General features: G+C 58.8%; 12 protein-coding genes. 3 read left to right on the forward strand and 9 right to left on the reverse strand.

What is annotated here, in order from left to right; translation table 11 throughout:
- Nucleotides 1-2: 2 nt before the first annotated feature.
- The 5 genes from GMET_RS08380 to GMET_RS08400 all read right to left on the reverse strand — a co-directional run bounded on the left by GMET_RS08380 (nt 3) and on the right by GMET_RS08400 (nt 7,458).
- Nucleotides 3-1,592, reverse strand: a complete 1,590-nt coding sequence (locus tag GMET_RS08380; RefSeq protein WP_238379003.1) for an efflux transporter outer membrane subunit — start codon at nt 1,590-1,592, stop codon at nt 3-5.
- Nucleotides 1,593-1,823: 231 nt separating this feature from the next.
- On the reverse strand, nt 1,824-3,401 hold the full coding sequence (locus GMET_RS08385) for an ATP-binding protein (protein ID WP_187148473.1): 1,578 nt from the start codon (nt 3,399-3,401) through the stop codon (nt 1,824-1,826).
- A 45-nt stretch (nt 3,402-3,446) separates the two neighbouring features.
- Nucleotides 3,447-3,995, reverse strand: coding sequence for a YfiR family protein (locus GMET_RS08390; protein WP_004511395.1), 549 nt, complete (start codon nt 3,993-3,995; stop codon nt 3,447-3,449).
- 60 nt (nt 3,996-4,055) lie between these two features.
- Nucleotides 4,056-6,086 carry a TonB-dependent receptor plug domain-containing protein gene (locus tag GMET_RS08395; RefSeq protein ID WP_004511394.1) on the reverse strand — a complete coding sequence of 677 codons (2,031 nt, stop codon included), beginning with the start codon at nt 6,084-6,086 and terminating at the stop codon, nt 4,056-4,058.
- Between the two features lie 187 nt (nt 6,087-6,273).
- The gene (locus tag GMET_RS08400) at nt 6,274-7,458 is read right to left on the reverse strand and encodes a sensor histidine kinase (RefSeq protein ID WP_004511393.1); all 1,185 of its coding nucleotides are present in this window, start codon (nt 7,456-7,458) and stop codon (nt 6,274-6,276) included.
- 407 nt (nt 7,459-7,865) lie between these two features.
- Here GMET_RS08400 and GMET_RS08410 point away from each other — a divergent pair, with 407 nt between their 5' ends.
- Entirely contained in the window at nt 7,866-9,818 is a 1,953-nt protein-coding gene (locus tag GMET_RS08410; protein ID WP_035468434.1) for a transglycosylase domain-containing protein, read from the forward strand.
- Between the two features lie 58 nt (nt 9,819-9,876).
- On the opposite strand, the gene GMET_RS08415 is transcribed toward GMET_RS08410, so the two are convergent.
- The 4 genes from GMET_RS08415 to GMET_RS08430 are packed head-to-tail and all read right to left on the reverse strand — an operon-like array spanning nt 9,877 to nt 12,168.
- Entirely contained in the window at nt 9,877-10,275 is a 399-nt protein-coding gene (locus tag GMET_RS08415; RefSeq protein WP_004511391.1) for a PaaI family thioesterase, read from the reverse strand.
- Complete coding sequence (locus tag GMET_RS08420; RefSeq protein ID WP_011365858.1) at nt 10,266-10,457, reverse strand: hypothetical protein; 192 nt, start codon at nt 10,455-10,457, stop codon at nt 10,266-10,268. The genes GMET_RS08415 and GMET_RS08420 overlap by 10 nt, the downstream gene beginning before the upstream one ends.
- Nucleotides 10,458-11,711: a DUF3443 domain-containing protein gene (locus tag GMET_RS08425; RefSeq protein ID WP_004511390.1), complete on the reverse strand. Its 1,254-nt coding sequence runs from the start codon at nt 11,709-11,711 to the stop codon at nt 10,458-10,460.
- Nucleotides 11,698-12,168: a DUF2844 domain-containing protein gene (locus tag GMET_RS08430; protein ID WP_004511389.1), complete on the reverse strand. Its 471-nt coding sequence runs from the start codon at nt 12,166-12,168 to the stop codon at nt 11,698-11,700. The genes GMET_RS08425 and GMET_RS08430 overlap by 14 nt, the downstream gene beginning before the upstream one ends.
- A gap of 206 nt (nt 12,169-12,374) precedes the next feature.
- On the opposite strand from GMET_RS08430, the gene glpK reads away from it, so the two are divergent.
- Both glpK and GMET_RS08440 read left to right on the forward strand, forming a co-directional pair.
- Nucleotides 12,375-13,865 carry a glycerol kinase GlpK gene (gene glpK / locus GMET_RS08435; RefSeq protein ID WP_004511388.1) on the forward strand — a complete coding sequence of 497 codons (1,491 nt, stop codon included), beginning with the start codon at nt 12,375-12,377 and terminating at the stop codon, nt 13,863-13,865.
- Nucleotides 13,862-15,412 carry a glycerol-3-phosphate dehydrogenase/oxidase gene (locus GMET_RS08440; protein WP_004511387.1) on the forward strand — a complete coding sequence of 517 codons (1,551 nt, stop codon included), beginning with the start codon at nt 13,862-13,864 and terminating at the stop codon, nt 15,410-15,412. Before glpK ends, GMET_RS08440 begins: the two co-directional genes overlap by 4 nt.
- Nucleotides 15,413-15,431 lie beyond the last annotated feature (19 nt).

Consider the following 15,431-nt stretch of genomic DNA (forward strand, 5'->3'; position numbering starts at 1 on the left):
GGTCACCAGTCCGGCCCCCGGACTCCTGGCTTGTGCTCCGGGGGGGCGGGCGGATTGTATGACGCCGGGGCAAGGAGCTTTCCCCAATCGGTTCGCTGTTCCATTTCTTTTCTGATCTCAGGGGGAACCAGTTCTTTTCCTTCCCGTATCTCCCAACCGCCCCCCAGTGCCCGGTACACACCAACCAGACTGCTCGCGATGCTGCCCATGGTTGTGGCCAGGCTGTCCTGCTCATTCAAGAGGGACTGCTGCGCGATAAGTACCGTGGTGAAGTCCTTGATCCCCTGCTGATACTGGAGGACCGCGAGATTGAGAGATCTCGCCGCAGCGGCTGTGCTCCGCGCCAGGAATTCGGCCCGGTCGCGGGCCCGCAGGAAGGCCACCAGGTTGTCCTCAACCTCCTGCTGCGCGGTGAGCACCATGTTCTGGTAGGTGATGAGCAGTTCCTGGAGCCGCGCATCCTGGAGCCGGACATTGTTCGAAATCCGGCCGTAATTGAGGATGTTCCACTGGAACGAAGGGCCTGCCTGTATGAAACGGCTGCTCCAGTTGAACATGTCGCTCAGGCTGGCACCGCCGATATCGGTTGAGAGGAAACCAAACGTGCCGGAGAGGGAGAAAGCGGGATAGAGGTCAGCCTTTGCCACGCCGATCTGGGCGCTCTGGGCCGCTGCACGGTGTTCCGCGGCGCGGATATCGGGCCGGCGGCGTAGCAGGTCGGCCGGGATGCCGAACACAACCTGGGGGGGAGAGACGGGGATAGTGGCAGGACCATTCAGATAGCCGGACAGATCGCCCGGCGCCATTCCCAACAGGACGCTGAGGCCGTGTTTTGTCTGCCGGAGTTGCGCTTCCAGGGAGGGGGTCGTGGCAAGGGTGGTATTGAGCGAAGTTTCTGCCTGATCCAGATCCAGCTGCGTTGCTGTGCCGTACTTGAACCGGGCTTCGGCGATGTTCAGGTTCTCTCTCTGGGTTTGCGTGTTCCGGCGGGCAATGTCGAGCCGCGTTTCCAGGGTCCTGATGGTTATGTAGGAATTGGCGACATCCGCCGTAAGAGCCACAAGTGCATTGTCGTAGTCGGCCACAGAGGCAAGCCAGCTTGCATCGGCCGATTCGATGGCCCGCCTGTACTTGCCCCAGAAATCGAGTTCCCAACTGGCCGTCAACCCGATCTGCGATTGCCAGAACGATAACCCGGAGCCACCTCCGAGCGACGCACTGCTTTGGCTGGCGGAAGATTGTTGGGTGCCGGTCTGCACAGACCCCCGGCTTGTCCTGTTGTAGTGAACCGAGCCAAAGCCCTGCTGGGTCTGCGGGAAATACTCTCCGACCACTATGCCGAGCAGCGCCCTGGCTTCGAGCACTCGCGCTCCGGCGATCCTGAGGGTGAGGTTCTCACGGTAAGCGAGGTCAATAAGGCGGTCGAGGATCGGGTCGTTGAATACCCGCCACCAACTGCGATAATCCGCGGGGCCGGTTTCCCCCTGGTTTTCTCCTGCCTCCGTCCAGTCAGATGGAACCGCGACATCTGGCCGGTGAAAATCCGGCCCCACCTTGATGCAACCAGAGAGGATGAATACGGCTGCCAGCACTACGCATTGACGCCGGCTTTTGTTGAAGGTGGTACGTCTTTGAACAAACATTGCCGTACGAGCCCATCCTTGGTCCGTTCACTGCTGGAATCGAGGTTTCGGTAGCACCTTTCGGCGGTCGTTCGGCAGTGACAGTCGGCAGTAATGCTGTTTCACGCATGTCTGAGAATGACGATAATAAACCCTAGCAACAATACCCCTTATGTCAAGAAAGGAGGCGCGCCGGAGAGCTTACTGATACTCCTTCCCTGAATATGATTGTATTGGGATAAAGACACTAAAGGTTGTCCCCACTCCCGGTATTGATTCGCACTCGATCCGTCCCCCGAAGCGACGCACAAGGGTCTTCACGTAGGCGAGGCCCATCCCTTCGCCCACGGTATCCGGGCAGTTTCCCCGACGGAACAGCTCAAACACTTTTCCCATATCCCCCGGTGCTATTCCGCGTCCGTTGTCGCTGATGCGGAGAGTCGTTCCATCCGCTTCTTCGTAGGCGTTGACTTCGATGCGTCCGGGGCGTTCCGGTGCCAGGTACTTGACCGCATTGTCCAGCAGGTTGCCAATGATCTGCTCAAGCGCCATCTTGTCTATGATGATTTCCGGAAGCTCGCCGACCGTGACCGTGACGCTGCGCTGCTCAAGCTGGTGTCGCAACGATTGCAGGATTGAATTGACGATCGTCGTGACGCAGACTGTTTCGAGCCTGATTTCTCGCCGCCCTATATAGGAGAGTTGCAACACCGCGTTGATGAGCGCATCCATCCGGTTGACCGAAGAGCTGATGAATCCGAGCGCCTCTGGTGCATCCTGCTGCAAGGCGAACCTGACCTGCTCACGTTCTTTTCCGCTCAGCGTGGTAAGAGATTGCTCAAGAAGGGGGAACGCGTCCTTCAGCGCCAGATCGAGCTCGGAAGCAAACCCTTTAATGTTGATGAGCGGTGCCCGAAGATCGTGCGAGACCATATAGGCAAAGCTTTTAAGCTCATCGTTGATGTCCCGCAGTTCCCCGGAATAACGTTGCAGCTGCTCTTCAGCGCGCTGGCGCTCCACAAGCTCACGCTGCAGCTGTTCGTTGGCGTCCGCGAGTTCCGCCGTACGGCTTGCCACTGTTTGCTCAAGATGTCTGCGATGCAACTCCAACTCGTTATCCCTGCTCTGAATCTGGACCAGCATCTCGTTGAACCCTTGCGCCAGGGAGCCGAGTTCGTCATCATTCCATGCCGAGGCCCGCACGGAATAGTCACCCTCGCGGGAAACGGTACCCATAACCTGTACCAGATCAAGGATGGGGCTGGTGACAGCCCGTTGCATCCTTGACAACAGGAGGAAGGCAACCCAGAGCGATCCCGAGAAGACGATGACCATGATCGCTGTATACCACCCCAAGCGTCCATGCAGTTCTCTGAGATCCGATTCGATCAGTATGGTGCCGATCGGCTCCTGGTCGAGGATGATGGGCTCGACCACAACAATGCTGTTGGCAGCAATAGAGTAGCCGTTCTTCGGGGGAGGGGAGATCGGTTTGACTCTCTCCCCGGTTCGCAGGTAACGGGCAAATACCTCACCCTCGCGGGTATGAATTGTCGCTTGGACGATATTGGGCGCAGCGCTCAGAGCCCCCAACATTTCATGTGCCACCCTCGGATTGTTAAAGCTCAGTGCCGCCGTACTGTTGCTGCCGGTGATCCGTGCCTGAACCGTCAAGCTGTTCACCAGGGAGCGGCGGTATGAAACCATCTCATTGAATATCAGGACAACCCCGGATATGAGCAGTGCTACGCCGGTCGTCGCCATGCTGATCAGCATCATTTTCCGCTTTATCGTCGCTTGTCGAAATATCCGCATACCGACACTCTATTGCGAATCGCGAACGATTCGCGCCAGGCTCAGGAGTTTGGAGCTTATCTGCAGGCCTGCGCGTTTCCCGGCATCCACATTGATTTCAAAGCCGACTTTATCGTTTTCAACGACGAAATTTATCACCCCGCCTTTCTGGGCAAACTTCCTCATGTCGCCGACCGAAAGGATCTTCGCTTGCCTGAGGAAGGGGATGATACGCGACAGATGGTTTTTTTCCGAACTGCTGACGAAGAGGATATGACAGTCTCGTATGTCGTCGACATCCTTGAATTTGTTGATGAGGACCTTCCTTCCATGAATGGTCTTGCCCCTGATCGAAGCGAGGGAGGTGCCAAAAGGATCGTCGCCGAGAATCCCCAGGACGATCGGTGAAGTGGCATCGGCAAACGCGTCCTTGGGCCACTCGACGAACCGGGCGAAATTGAGGAGAAACGCCAGCTTGACCTGGTACTCGCTGGGAAGGCGCTCCTCTGCCTGAACGGTGGGCAGACTCAGTATGCACCACGCCAGTATGATGAGTATTGTGACAGCTCTCTTGATCACAGGGTCTTTTCTAGATATCCGTTGTCTTGGTTGACTTCGATGTGGCAGCGTTGCTGCCGACTAATAGCGCCAGGTGATTTTCCCGTAATAGCTGCGCTCCACCTCGGTGGGGGCGGTGGCAATGATCGCCGAATTGAATTCGGGATGGTGACTGTCGGCAAGGTTCCTGCCAACGAGTGAAAACTCCAGGTTTCTCGTTGGTTTCCATGCCAGACGGGCATCAAGCGTTACATAGCGGTTAATATCGAATTCTGGCAGTTTATCCACATACCGTACCCAGACATCCAGTTCGACGCTTCTGCCTAACTCCATGGAAGAGCGAAGTGAACCCTGATGCCGCGGGCTCGTCCCTTGGGTAAAACCAAGATAAAACAGTGAGTTGCTGTCAGGATCAAGGCGCATCTGCATCTCCAGGAAACTGTATGCGGCTTGCAAACGCCACCATTCAAGCGCCAACCAGTCTGCGGCCACTTCAATTCCATAGGATTCACCATGCATCTTATTTGCGGTTATCCCAGGCAGAACGAGATGTGGTGACGGGGAGACTTCAAGATAGGGTGTACCGAACTCAAGCGTGCGAAGACGCGAGAAATTGTCGTAAAATGTAGCGATATCAACTGAAAAGTGTTCAGCTGGGGCAACGCGATAACCGAGCTCGTAGGCAATCACGTCTTCACTCTTGAAGTCCCTGGAACCGAAGCCGGAAAAGAGTACGGGGAGTGTCTGGTTGACAGTTCCAGGAGGATAAACGGAAATATCATTTCGAAAATGTTCCTCGGCGCTGGAAGGTGTCCTCACGGCGCGTGAAACAGCAGCCCAGACAGTCTGGCGATAGTCAGGCGTCCAGATAAGACGGGCATTGGGCTGGATCTCAAGACCGGTAAAGTCGTTATGCTCAAACCGTGATCCCAGAACCAGCCGGAGTTTCTCTTCAATGAGCGCTATGTCGTCCTGTACGAAAAGGCTGTAAAGATTGTCACTACGCTTGTCGGGGACAAAGGAGATCGGGATTCGGTTGGTGATGCTTTCATGGCTGAAACGGTAGCCTAATCCCCACATGATTTCTTGCCGGGAGCCCCACCTGAACCGGTTCTGGAAGTCGACATCAATGGTGTCCCGGGTTTCACCAAGGATTGCCATGTCACGTTCAGTCCGGTCATAGTAAAGCTGCAGCGCCATGTCGGCAGTATCGGAAAACTTGCGCGTCCAGCGGGACAGGACATTCCCCCCGGCGATATCGGTATCCGAGTTGAAGGTTCGGGAATAGGGCGGTACCACGAGAGGTACGGAGAACGTTTCTTCTTCTTTCCCATGGTACATGTCACCTTGGACGGTCAACGAATCGTGTGCAGTCAGGTCCGAATCCACACGGAATCCTCCCCGCAGGACACTCCAGTCGTCATTCCCCTCGTTGCCGGCGACATCGACGCCACCATCCCTGTTGAAATATTTCGTGTACAACCGGTAATAGGTATCGTCACCAACACGGCCGCCATAGCGCACCCCGCCGAACCCTCTTTCTTCCGTTCCAGCACCGGCGCTCAGAAGCCCTCCCTGGGTTTCCTGGGCGTGCTTGGTAATGATGTTGATGACGCCATTGAAGGCATTGGCTCCCCAGAGGGCAGCTCCCGGCCCCCGAATCACCTCGATGCGGTCTATGTCTTCGAGCATCGTGTCCTGGACATCCCAGTACACACCGGAAAAGAGGGGGGTAAAGACGGTCCGGCCATCCATCAGGACCAGCAGCTTGTCCGCGAAGCGATCATTGAAACCCCGTGCAGAGACAGCCCACTTGTTCGCATCGAGACGCGCCACCTGAATGCCCGGCACCATGCGGAGCACTTCGGGTATGCTGGTAGCCCCGGAGCGTCGGATATCTTCCCTGGTGACGACGAAGACAGCCGCACCGGCATCGGATAGCTTCTGCTGCTTTTTCGATACCGATGTCACCTGAATATTCATCAAGTCTTCGAGACCGAGTTCACTGAGGTTCAGGTCTTCGTGTTCCGATCCCCACGACGGGTCGATCAAGCCTATGAAGGGGATCGTGCAAATCATCAGGGCAGGTGCCAACTTGGAAAGCAGGAGCATATAGTACCTCGCGGGAATTCTCTTTTGCGCCCTTGGATGCGCCATTGCCGCAAACGATAATCAGGACCGGCATTACGATAACGTTGACGGAGCGAACCTATCTAACCAATGTTTTGGAAAGTCTCAATGACAGGCTTGAGGTATTTGAGGCAGGACCAGGCGCGTGGAGCTGTAGCGTATCAGTTGTTTAATTGGCTATGGGTGAAAGGGTGAAATAGAACGTCGCACCTTTACCGACTTCACTTTCAGCCCAAATTCTTCCATTGTGGCGTTCGACAATGCGTTGGACTGTTGCGAGCCCGATTCCGATGCCTTTGAATTCATCCCCGAGGTGCAGCCTCTGGAAAAGCTCGATCAGTTTGCCGGAATTACCCAGGTCAAAACCGATTCCGTTGTCGCGCACGTAATATGCCATCTCCCCGTTTTGAAACGATTTTCCGAACTCGATACAGGCGTCAGGCAGAGTTCTACTGAACTTCCATGCATTCCCCAGCAGGTTCTCCATCATAACTCTAAGCAGGGCAGGATCACCTTCCACTTCCATGCCGCCGGTTATCCTGACGTCAACCTTGTGTTGTTGCTCGAGGTCGTGCAGCTCCTGTGCGATTTCCCCTGCGAGGTCGCTCAAGTTCACGGGTTCGAGGCGTGGTTCGTCGGTCGCCATTGTTGAAAGGTCGAGCAGCGCGTCAATCAGCTGCACCATTCGAGTGGCGGCCGCGCCTATTTTCGAGAGACACCGTCTGCCGGCATTATCCAGTCGATCACCATACTCTTCGAGCAGAACCTCGCTGAAGCCATTGATCGTACGGAGTGGGGCCGAGAGATCATGTGACACGGAATAACAAAAAACTTCCAGTTCCCTGTTGGAAGTCTGCAGATCCTCGGTGCGTTCCAGAACCATCCGTTCAAGCTGGGCACTGAGCCTTCTGTATCGATCCTCGCTCTCCTGAAGGGCCTTGAGCATCTGCTCGCGTTCCCGGATCAACTGCTGTTTCTGCAAAACCTGATCGATGACGACGGGAAGAAGTTCCAGATAACCCATATCCACATCTTTCACGATGTAGTCGCTGGCCCCCAGTTGCAATGCTTCAACCGCGATTTTTTCATTCCCTCTGCCGGTTAGCATGATCACCGGAGGAGAGGTTTTGCACTCCGCCATGATCCGCAAGACGTCGATGCCATCGCATGAGGGCATGCTGTAATCGAGCAGCACGACATCGAAGGGTGCTTTCCCGAGCGTAGCCAAGCCGTCGTCACCGTTTCTGGCGATTTCAACCGAGAAGGACTGTCGCTGCAATTTTCTCTGCAACAGCCTGGCTAAACCAGCGTCATCTTCCATATACAAAATGCGAACGGACTTATTCTCGACCACAAATCCTCCTGATTAATTCCATCGCATGGTTCCACACAGCTTGTGAAGTAAAGCCGCCAGGTCTATTCCCCTGGCCGCTCAGCAATGCTTACTTATCATATCCGAGCATTGTTGAGCAACGCTTAAACTGGTTGTCTTTCCCATATAAAACAAGCGGTTCAGCAGCTGTTGGGCCGGAATGGTCCGACAAGTTCCCGTTGCGACAAACCAGTGAGCCTGTCTCCGCCACCCTTGACACATCTTCTGGAAGAATGTAGCGTCGTACGGAGTTTCCATCGTTGCCTCTTCTGTCGCCATCGACGAATCTCCCGTTAATAGACAGAACTACGGCAACGCCCAGTCTCTTTACGGAGCGAACTGTCATCGTGGTTTCCTGTTTGATCGTTACCTTCAAGCGTACGGTTCTTTTGACTTCATTCGGCCTGTTCACGGCTCTCCTTCTGGTCTCATCGGCTCTAGCCCAGGGGAATATCGCCAAGTATCCCTATCTGCCGTCAGGCTATTCGTCGGTCAAGGTTTTTGACCGCAGCGGACGGTTTGTGGGCCGTATCCTCCCCGAGAAACGCTACTGGGTCTCCATAGATCACATCCCCGCTTTCCTGCAAAAGGCGGTGGTGGCTGTGGAAGATGCACGGTTTTTTGAGCATGGAGGCATTGATATTCGCGGGATCGCCCGGGCGCTCGTGAAGGATGTGGTCAAGGGCAAGCTGGTGGAAGGGGGATCAACCATAACCCAGCAACTGATCAAGAACCGATATCTCTCCGGGGAGAAAACCATCGAGCGGAAGCTTGAGGAAGCCCGGATGGCCATGGAGTATGAGAAGATCTATACCAAGAAGCAGATTCTTGAGATGTATTTCAACGAGATTTACTACGGCAATGGGGCGTGGGGCATTGCCCAGGCGGCCCGGGTCTATTTTGACAAGACCCCCGATCAGTTGACCGATGCCGAATGCGCCCTGCTGGCTGGAGTGCCCAAGAACCCGGGCCGGTACAACCCCCTCGGGAAAGCGGTCGATGTCAGCAGACGAAGGGACGTGGTTCTTGCTCGCATGCTGGACCTCAAGATGATTTCGGCGCGGCAGAAGCAGAAGTTGAGAACCCGCCCCATTACAACGGTGCAGCGCAGTCAGGCGCCCTACTATCTGGCCCATATCCGGAACGAGCTTGTGGAGCGCTTCGGCCCTCAGATCATCGAACGGGGGGGACTGGAAGTTACTGCCGCCATGGACTTGAACCTGCAGAAACTGGCCGAAAAGACCTTGAAGGAAGGGGTGAAAAGGATTTCCCCCGAGCTTCAGGGGGCATTGGTTTCTCTGGATCCTGCAACGGGTGATGTGCTGGCAGCCGTCGGTGGGGTAGACTTCACGAAGAGCCCCTATGATCGCGCCTTCCTTGCCAGGCGTCAACCCGGCTCAGCCATCAAGCCGCTGATCTATGCCGCAGCCTTGGAAATGGGGATTACCGCCGGCAGCGTCTGGGATGATACGCCGGTTGCCTACGATCGCGGATACAATCAGACCTGGAAGCCCCTGAACTACGGGAAGGAGCGGTATGGCCAACTGTCGCTCCGGCGAGCCCTGGCGTACTCGAACAACATCATAGCGGTCAAGTTGCTGGACACGATCGGAGTCCCGTACTTTGTCGATTTTGCCCACAAGGCAGGGCTTCCCCTGCGTCCCAACAACGATCTTTCCCTGGCCCTCGGAACGGAAGACGTTACCTTGCGCGACCTGGTAAGAGCATACACCCCCTTGGCCAACGGAGGGCTCAGGTCCGAACCGAGAACAATCGTGCGTATCTATGACAGGAATCGCCGCGCCTGGACGGAAAACGCTCCGTCAGTTGCGCCGGCCCTCTCGCCGGCGGCCGCCTTTGTCACCACCCGGATGCTCAGGGACGTCATGGTGTACGGCACCGCAAAATCCCTCAAATCCTTCAGCCAGAAGCGACCGTCCGCCGGGAAGACCGGTACCACCGACGATTACCGCGATGCCTGGTTCATCGGCTACACTCCCCAGGTGCTGACCGGCATCTGGGTGGGATACGACAAGCCGCGGCCGGGGGGGAGAGGGTTTACCGGCGGGGCAGTGGCGGCGCCAATCTGGCAACGGTTCATGGGGCCGGCTCTGGCATCAAAGCCGGTTGCGGATTTTCCGAAACCCGATACGGTTGTCTCCGTTTCCATCGACCCGGCGACCGGTTACCTGGCAACGCCGGACTGCCCGGAAAAGCGCGACGAATTCTATGTCGAGGGGACCCAACCCACCGAATACTGTCCCAAACATGGCGGAGATCGCCTTAATCAGGTACCGCCCGTCCTGTCCCTGCCCAAGGAGGAGGCTCCGCAATCCGAGTGAATTCTCTCTCCTCCTTTCCCTTCATCACACCTGTTGGCACTATTGCTCGCACTGCCAGTCATCCTGCCGTTTTGAACATGATGACCTCGGCCTCGGCCATGGTCTGACCGTCCAGTTCGATGACCCCGCGCACATCGATGAGCCGGCGCCGGTCGCCAACGATCTCGCCGATAACGGTTACCTCGCTGCCGGTGGGCACCGGTTTCCGATAGCGCAGGCGCATTTCACTGGTCACCACCTGGAGTCCTCGGGCCATGCAGGCCTGGACGCATATTTCGTCCATAAGGGCCGAGAGGATGCCGCCGTGGACTATCCCCTGCCACCCCTGGAAATGCTCCGGAATACTGACCCGGGTTTCAGCCCGGCCCTTTTCCGGATCGGTTGTGAAAACGGCGTGAAGTCCGATGGGGTTATTGCTGCCGCAGATGAAGCAGTGGTTGTCGTCGATTACCTGCATGGGGCCTCCTGTGGTTTCATGATTTGACACTCGGCAATCCAGTAGATCTGTTTGTGCTGGACGCGGGTCAGGGCAGTCAGTTGTCGCTCGGCGGCGGCGCGGTTGGGGAAGGTGCCGACCAGAAACCGGTTGCCGTTGTCGTCCTGGCGCCAGAGTTCAAAGGCGGTTTCGTTCCGGTTCACTCAGTAAGCCCAGTAGGGACCGGTGCCCAGGCTGGAATTCCTTCTATCAATTCCCACGAAGACGGAACGGCCATAGAAGAAGGGGAGGCCCCAGTCGAAACTGCTTCCAAAGCCCGGCCCGCCAAGTTCAGCGAAGGCACTATTTGACGTGCTGAACAGACTGGTCGCATTGCCTATGTAGAATGTTACACGACCCCCTGTTGCGTTGTTGCCGTAGTTTATGGCCTCCAGTTGCAATGGGGACGACAGGGAGACTGGTGGGCAGTACCAGTCCTGGTGGGGAGACGAGCAGACAGGCAAGAGACTTGTGGGAACATTGAAAAAAAGTCCATTCGAGCCGCTGTCGATGAAACTTGTATCGAAGGTCGTACCATTGAATTTAGTTGTGAAATATCCAGCATAATAGCCAGAATTATCGATGAAGTATGGGGTCGTACCGGAGGAGGCGTTGTTCGTCTGGGTGTCAATTCCGAGGATGAGCTTCCCGCCGGCTGTTCTGGACCCTCCCGCGGGGATGCTCGTCATTTGCACGATAACGCCGTTGTTGTCTTGGTCCAGATGGGCCACTGGATTCTGTACTTGGCTGGCAAGTGGAACGGGGGTCGAGGAGCAGTTTGATCCGCTACAGGTGAAATACACGTCGTTAGTGTCGCTCCTGGCACATCTGTCTCCACAATCCTCGACAAACAGACCAACGCCGAGAATCCCGTTATAACCGGCATCATCGGGGTTTGTATCTAATCCTTTTACTTGCGGTGATTGACATTGGCTAGGGATGTTGCCTTGGAAATATGTGGCATCGATAATCTGTATCGGGATATTGGCGGCGGTTTCTCCGCCGAGCTTCACATCGGCAATCCTTACTGGTCCCCAAGTCCCGGTGTTATCCAGATATTGAATGCACTCGGCGATGGGAGCGGAACCGACCAGTACCTGTGGCAATGAAATATTGGGTGCGGCCTGCTTGAAAATCCGCAGGCCATAACTGCCGGTGTCCAGGAGCACGTTGTCGACGGTCTGGCATTTTCCCGTGTCGGGTTCACAGATCGTGACGGTGACGGTCGGTTTGTTGGGATATGAGGGGTCATTGACGGTGATGTCCAGCACATTGGCCGCCGTGTTGGTTCCACCGCCACTGCCACCACCATCTCCGCCTCCTCCTCCTCCGCCTCCCCCTCCTCCTCCGCCGCCACCACCACAGCCGGCAACAAGTCCAACGAGAAGGATTAAAGAAACAGCTTTATTTGATTTCATTTATTGTCACTCCGTCAGGGACCAAGCCAGGCACGTAAGCTCGCCCCTGCAGGTTGCGCATATGTCCCCACTTTTCGACCACGACCTGGTTGGCCTTTACCTGAGAACGCCGCTGCCCCCGCTGTCGGGGTGCCTGCCGTAAAGCCTGCTTGTACTCGGTGAGGTACGACCCCAGCAGCAGCGTGAGATCGGGGTGGGAAACCCCGTTCCAGGCCACAGCAAACACGATGCCCGACGGCGCGATGTACTCACGGACGGTGTTACCTCCGGTTACGAGTTCCTGAACCGTATAACCCTTGCGGGTCGTGGCGGCGCGCTGGGTAGCGGAAAGTGCCTTGCGGTCAACGGCCACCGATGCCGCAGGTTCACCAAGGGCTGCTTCCGACTGCCGGGCAGGCATGAAGGGTGTTGTCAGAAGTCCGGTAACAAGGCTCATGGCGACGAATATTCTCCTCATATCGGTACCGCTCCTTTCAGGTGTTGAAATTGCGGCAGATATTTTCCCACTCTAGCCGAAGGGTGTCCAGTAAATCCTGGCAATTCCGGCACCGCTCCGGTGGAGGCGTGGAAAAGAAAGGGTGTAAAAATCGGAGTCCCTCTTGCGCAACCCGTCTCTTCACGGGACAATTGCGATACAGCAGCCAACTATTCCGCGAGGTGGCCATGAGTTATATCCTTGCCCTGGATCAGGGCACTACCAGTTCCCGCGCCATTGTCTTCGACACCACCGCAACGATCCGCGCCATTGCCCAGCGGGAGTTCCGCCAGATATTTCCCCGGCCCGGCTGGGTGGAACACGACGGCCGGGAGATCTGGGCCACCCAGGTGGGCGTGGCGGCCGAAGCCCTGACCCGGGCCGGCATCTCTCCCCGGGAGGTACGGGCCATCGGCATCACCAACCAGCGCGAGACAACGCTCCTCTGGGACCGACGAAGCGGCGAGCCGCTCCACAACGCCATCGTCTGGCAGGACCGCCGCACCGCGGAACTCTGCGACCGGCTCAAGGCCGACGGCCTGGAACCCCTGTTCCGGCAGAAGACCGGCCTGGTACTGGATGCCTACTTTTCCGGCACCAAGCTGGCCTGGCTGCTGGAGGCCATACCTGGCGCCCGCAGCCGCGCCGAAGCGGGGGAGCTGGCCTTCGGCACGGTGGATTCCTGGCTGGCCTGGAACCTGTCGGGAGGAAAGCTCCATGTCACCGACGCCAGCAACGCCTCCCGGACGCTCCTCTTCAACATCACTACCCTGGATTGGGACGACGAGCTGTTGGCGATCCTCGGGATACCCCGGGCAGTGCTGCCGCGGGTGGTGGATTCCGGCGCCGTTTACGGCGAGACCGCCGGGGATATTTTTGCTGCGGCGATTCCCCTTGCCGGCATGGCCGGGGACCAGCAGGCGGCCCTCTTCGGGCAGGCCTGCGGCACGGCAGGGATGGCCAAGAACACCTACGGCACCGGCTGCTTCCTGCTGATGCACTGTGGAACACGGCCGATAGAGTCCCGGCACAACCTGCTCACCACCGTTGCCTGGCAACTGGGCGGACGGGCTGAATACGCCCTTGAGGGGAGCGTGTTTGTGGCCGGCGCTGCGGTGCAGTGGCTCCGGGACGGCCTGGGCATCATCCGCTCCTCCGGCGAGGTGGAGGCCCTTGCGGCCAGCGTTCCGGACAGCGGCGGTGTCTGCCTGGTTCCCGCCTTCACCGGACTCGGCGCCCCCCACTGGGATCCCTACGCCCGGGGCACCATCGTCGGCATAACCCGCGGCACCACCGCGGCACACATCGCCCGGGCCACCCTGGAGAGCATCGCCTTCCAGAGCGCCGACCTCCTCACCGCCATGGAGGCCGACGCCGGCATCAGCCTGGCCGAATTGCGGGTCGACGGAGGCGCAACGGCCAACGGGCTCCTGATGCAGTTCCAGGCCGACCTCCTCGGGGTGCCGGTGGTGCGGCCCCGGATCAGCGAGACCACGGCCCTGGGGGCTGCCTACCTGGCGGGACTGGCGGTGGGGCTCTGGCGTGACCGTCAGGAGATTGCCGGCCACTGGCAGGTGGACCGGATCTTCGAGCCGGCCATGGGCCGCGAGCAGGCGGCAGAGCTACGGGGAAGGTGGGGGCGGGCCGTGGAGCGGGCCCGGGGGTGGGCGGCGCCATGACCCGTACGAGGCTCTTGCAACAGCTTGAAGAGGAGAAGTGCTGGGATCTCCTCGTTATCGGCGGGGGCGCCACCGGGCTCGGCGTGGCCGTTGAGGGGGCGAGCCGGGGCTACCGGACGCTCCTCCTGGAGCGTGACGACTTCGGCAGCGGCACCTCCAGCCGGAGCACCAAGCTCATCCACGGCGGGGTCCGGTACCTGCAGCAGGGGAATCTCTCCCTGGTACTGGAGGCCCTCCACGAGCGGGGAATCCTGATCCGCAACGCCCCGCACCTGGTGCATAACCTCTCCTTCGTGGTCCCGCTCTATGACTGGTGGGAAGGTCCCTTCTACGGCATCGGACTGAAGCTCTACGACATGTTGGCGGGAAAGCTGGGACTCGGCCCGTCGCAGATACTCTCCCGGGAGGAGACCCTGCGCCGCATCCCCACCGTGGAGCCGGCAGGGTTGCGGGGCGGGGTGATCTACCACGACGGCCAGTTCGACGATGCCCGGCTTGCCGTGGCCCTGGCCCGCACCTGCGCGGACCTGGGGGGAGTTCCCCTGAACCGCATGGAGGTGGCAGGCCTCCTCAAGGGGGATGGCCTGGTCCGCGGCGTAGCGGCCCGGGACCGGGAGAGCGGCCGCGAATACGAGATCGAGGCGCGGGTGGTGGTGAATGCCACCGGGCCCTCCTGCGACGCCATCCGCCAGCTGGACGACCCCGGCGCGCAGCCGGTCATTGCTCCGAGCCAGGGGGTGCATCTGGTCCTGCCCCGGGAATTCCTCCCCGGCGACAGCGCCATCATGGTCCCCCACACCGACGACGGGAGGGTGCTCTTCGCCGTCCCCTGGCACGAACGGGTGATCGTCGGCACCACCGACACGCCGGTGGAGCGGGTCACGGCCGAACCCCGTCCCCTGGCGGCTGAAGTGGGGTTCCTCCTGGAACATGCGGCCCGGTATCTCTCCCGGGATCCCGCCACGTCCGACATCCTCAGTGTCTTCGCCGGGCTCCGCCCCCTGGTGCGGGGTGAAGCAGTCAATACAGCGGCCCTTTCCCGTGATCACACCATTATGGTTTCGACCGCCGGTCTGGTCACCATCACCGGCGGCAAGTGGACCACCTACCGCAGGATGGCCGAGGATACGGTAAACAGCGCTGTCAGGATGGCGGGGCTGGCAGAGAGACCGTCGCGCACGGCCGACCTCCCCATCCACGGGTGGCTGGCCAAGGGGGGTGTTGACGGGGAGTGGGCGATGTATGGCGCCGAAGCCGCTGCCCTGGAAGAGCTGTGCGCCGTGCAACCGGCCCTGCGCCGGCAACTCCATCCCCGGCTCCCGTACCGGCTGGCCGAGGTGGTCTGGGGGGTGCGGTACGAATGGGCGCGGAGTGTTGAGGATGTGTTGAGCCGCCGTACCCGGGCACTCATTCTCGATGCCCGTGCCGCCATGGAGGCGGCCCCGGAGGTTGCCGCCCTGATGGCGACGGAACTGGGGCGCGATGAGGCCTGGCAGGCGGCAGAGGTTGCGGCTTTTCGCGCCCTGGCTGAGGGGTATCTGCCTTAGTTCATGGTTGCTTCATGAA

Source organism: Geobacter metallireducens GS-15 (assembly GCF_000012925.1).
Classification (GTDB): Bacteria; Desulfobacterota; Desulfuromonadia; order Geobacterales; family Geobacteraceae; genus Geobacter; species Geobacter metallireducens.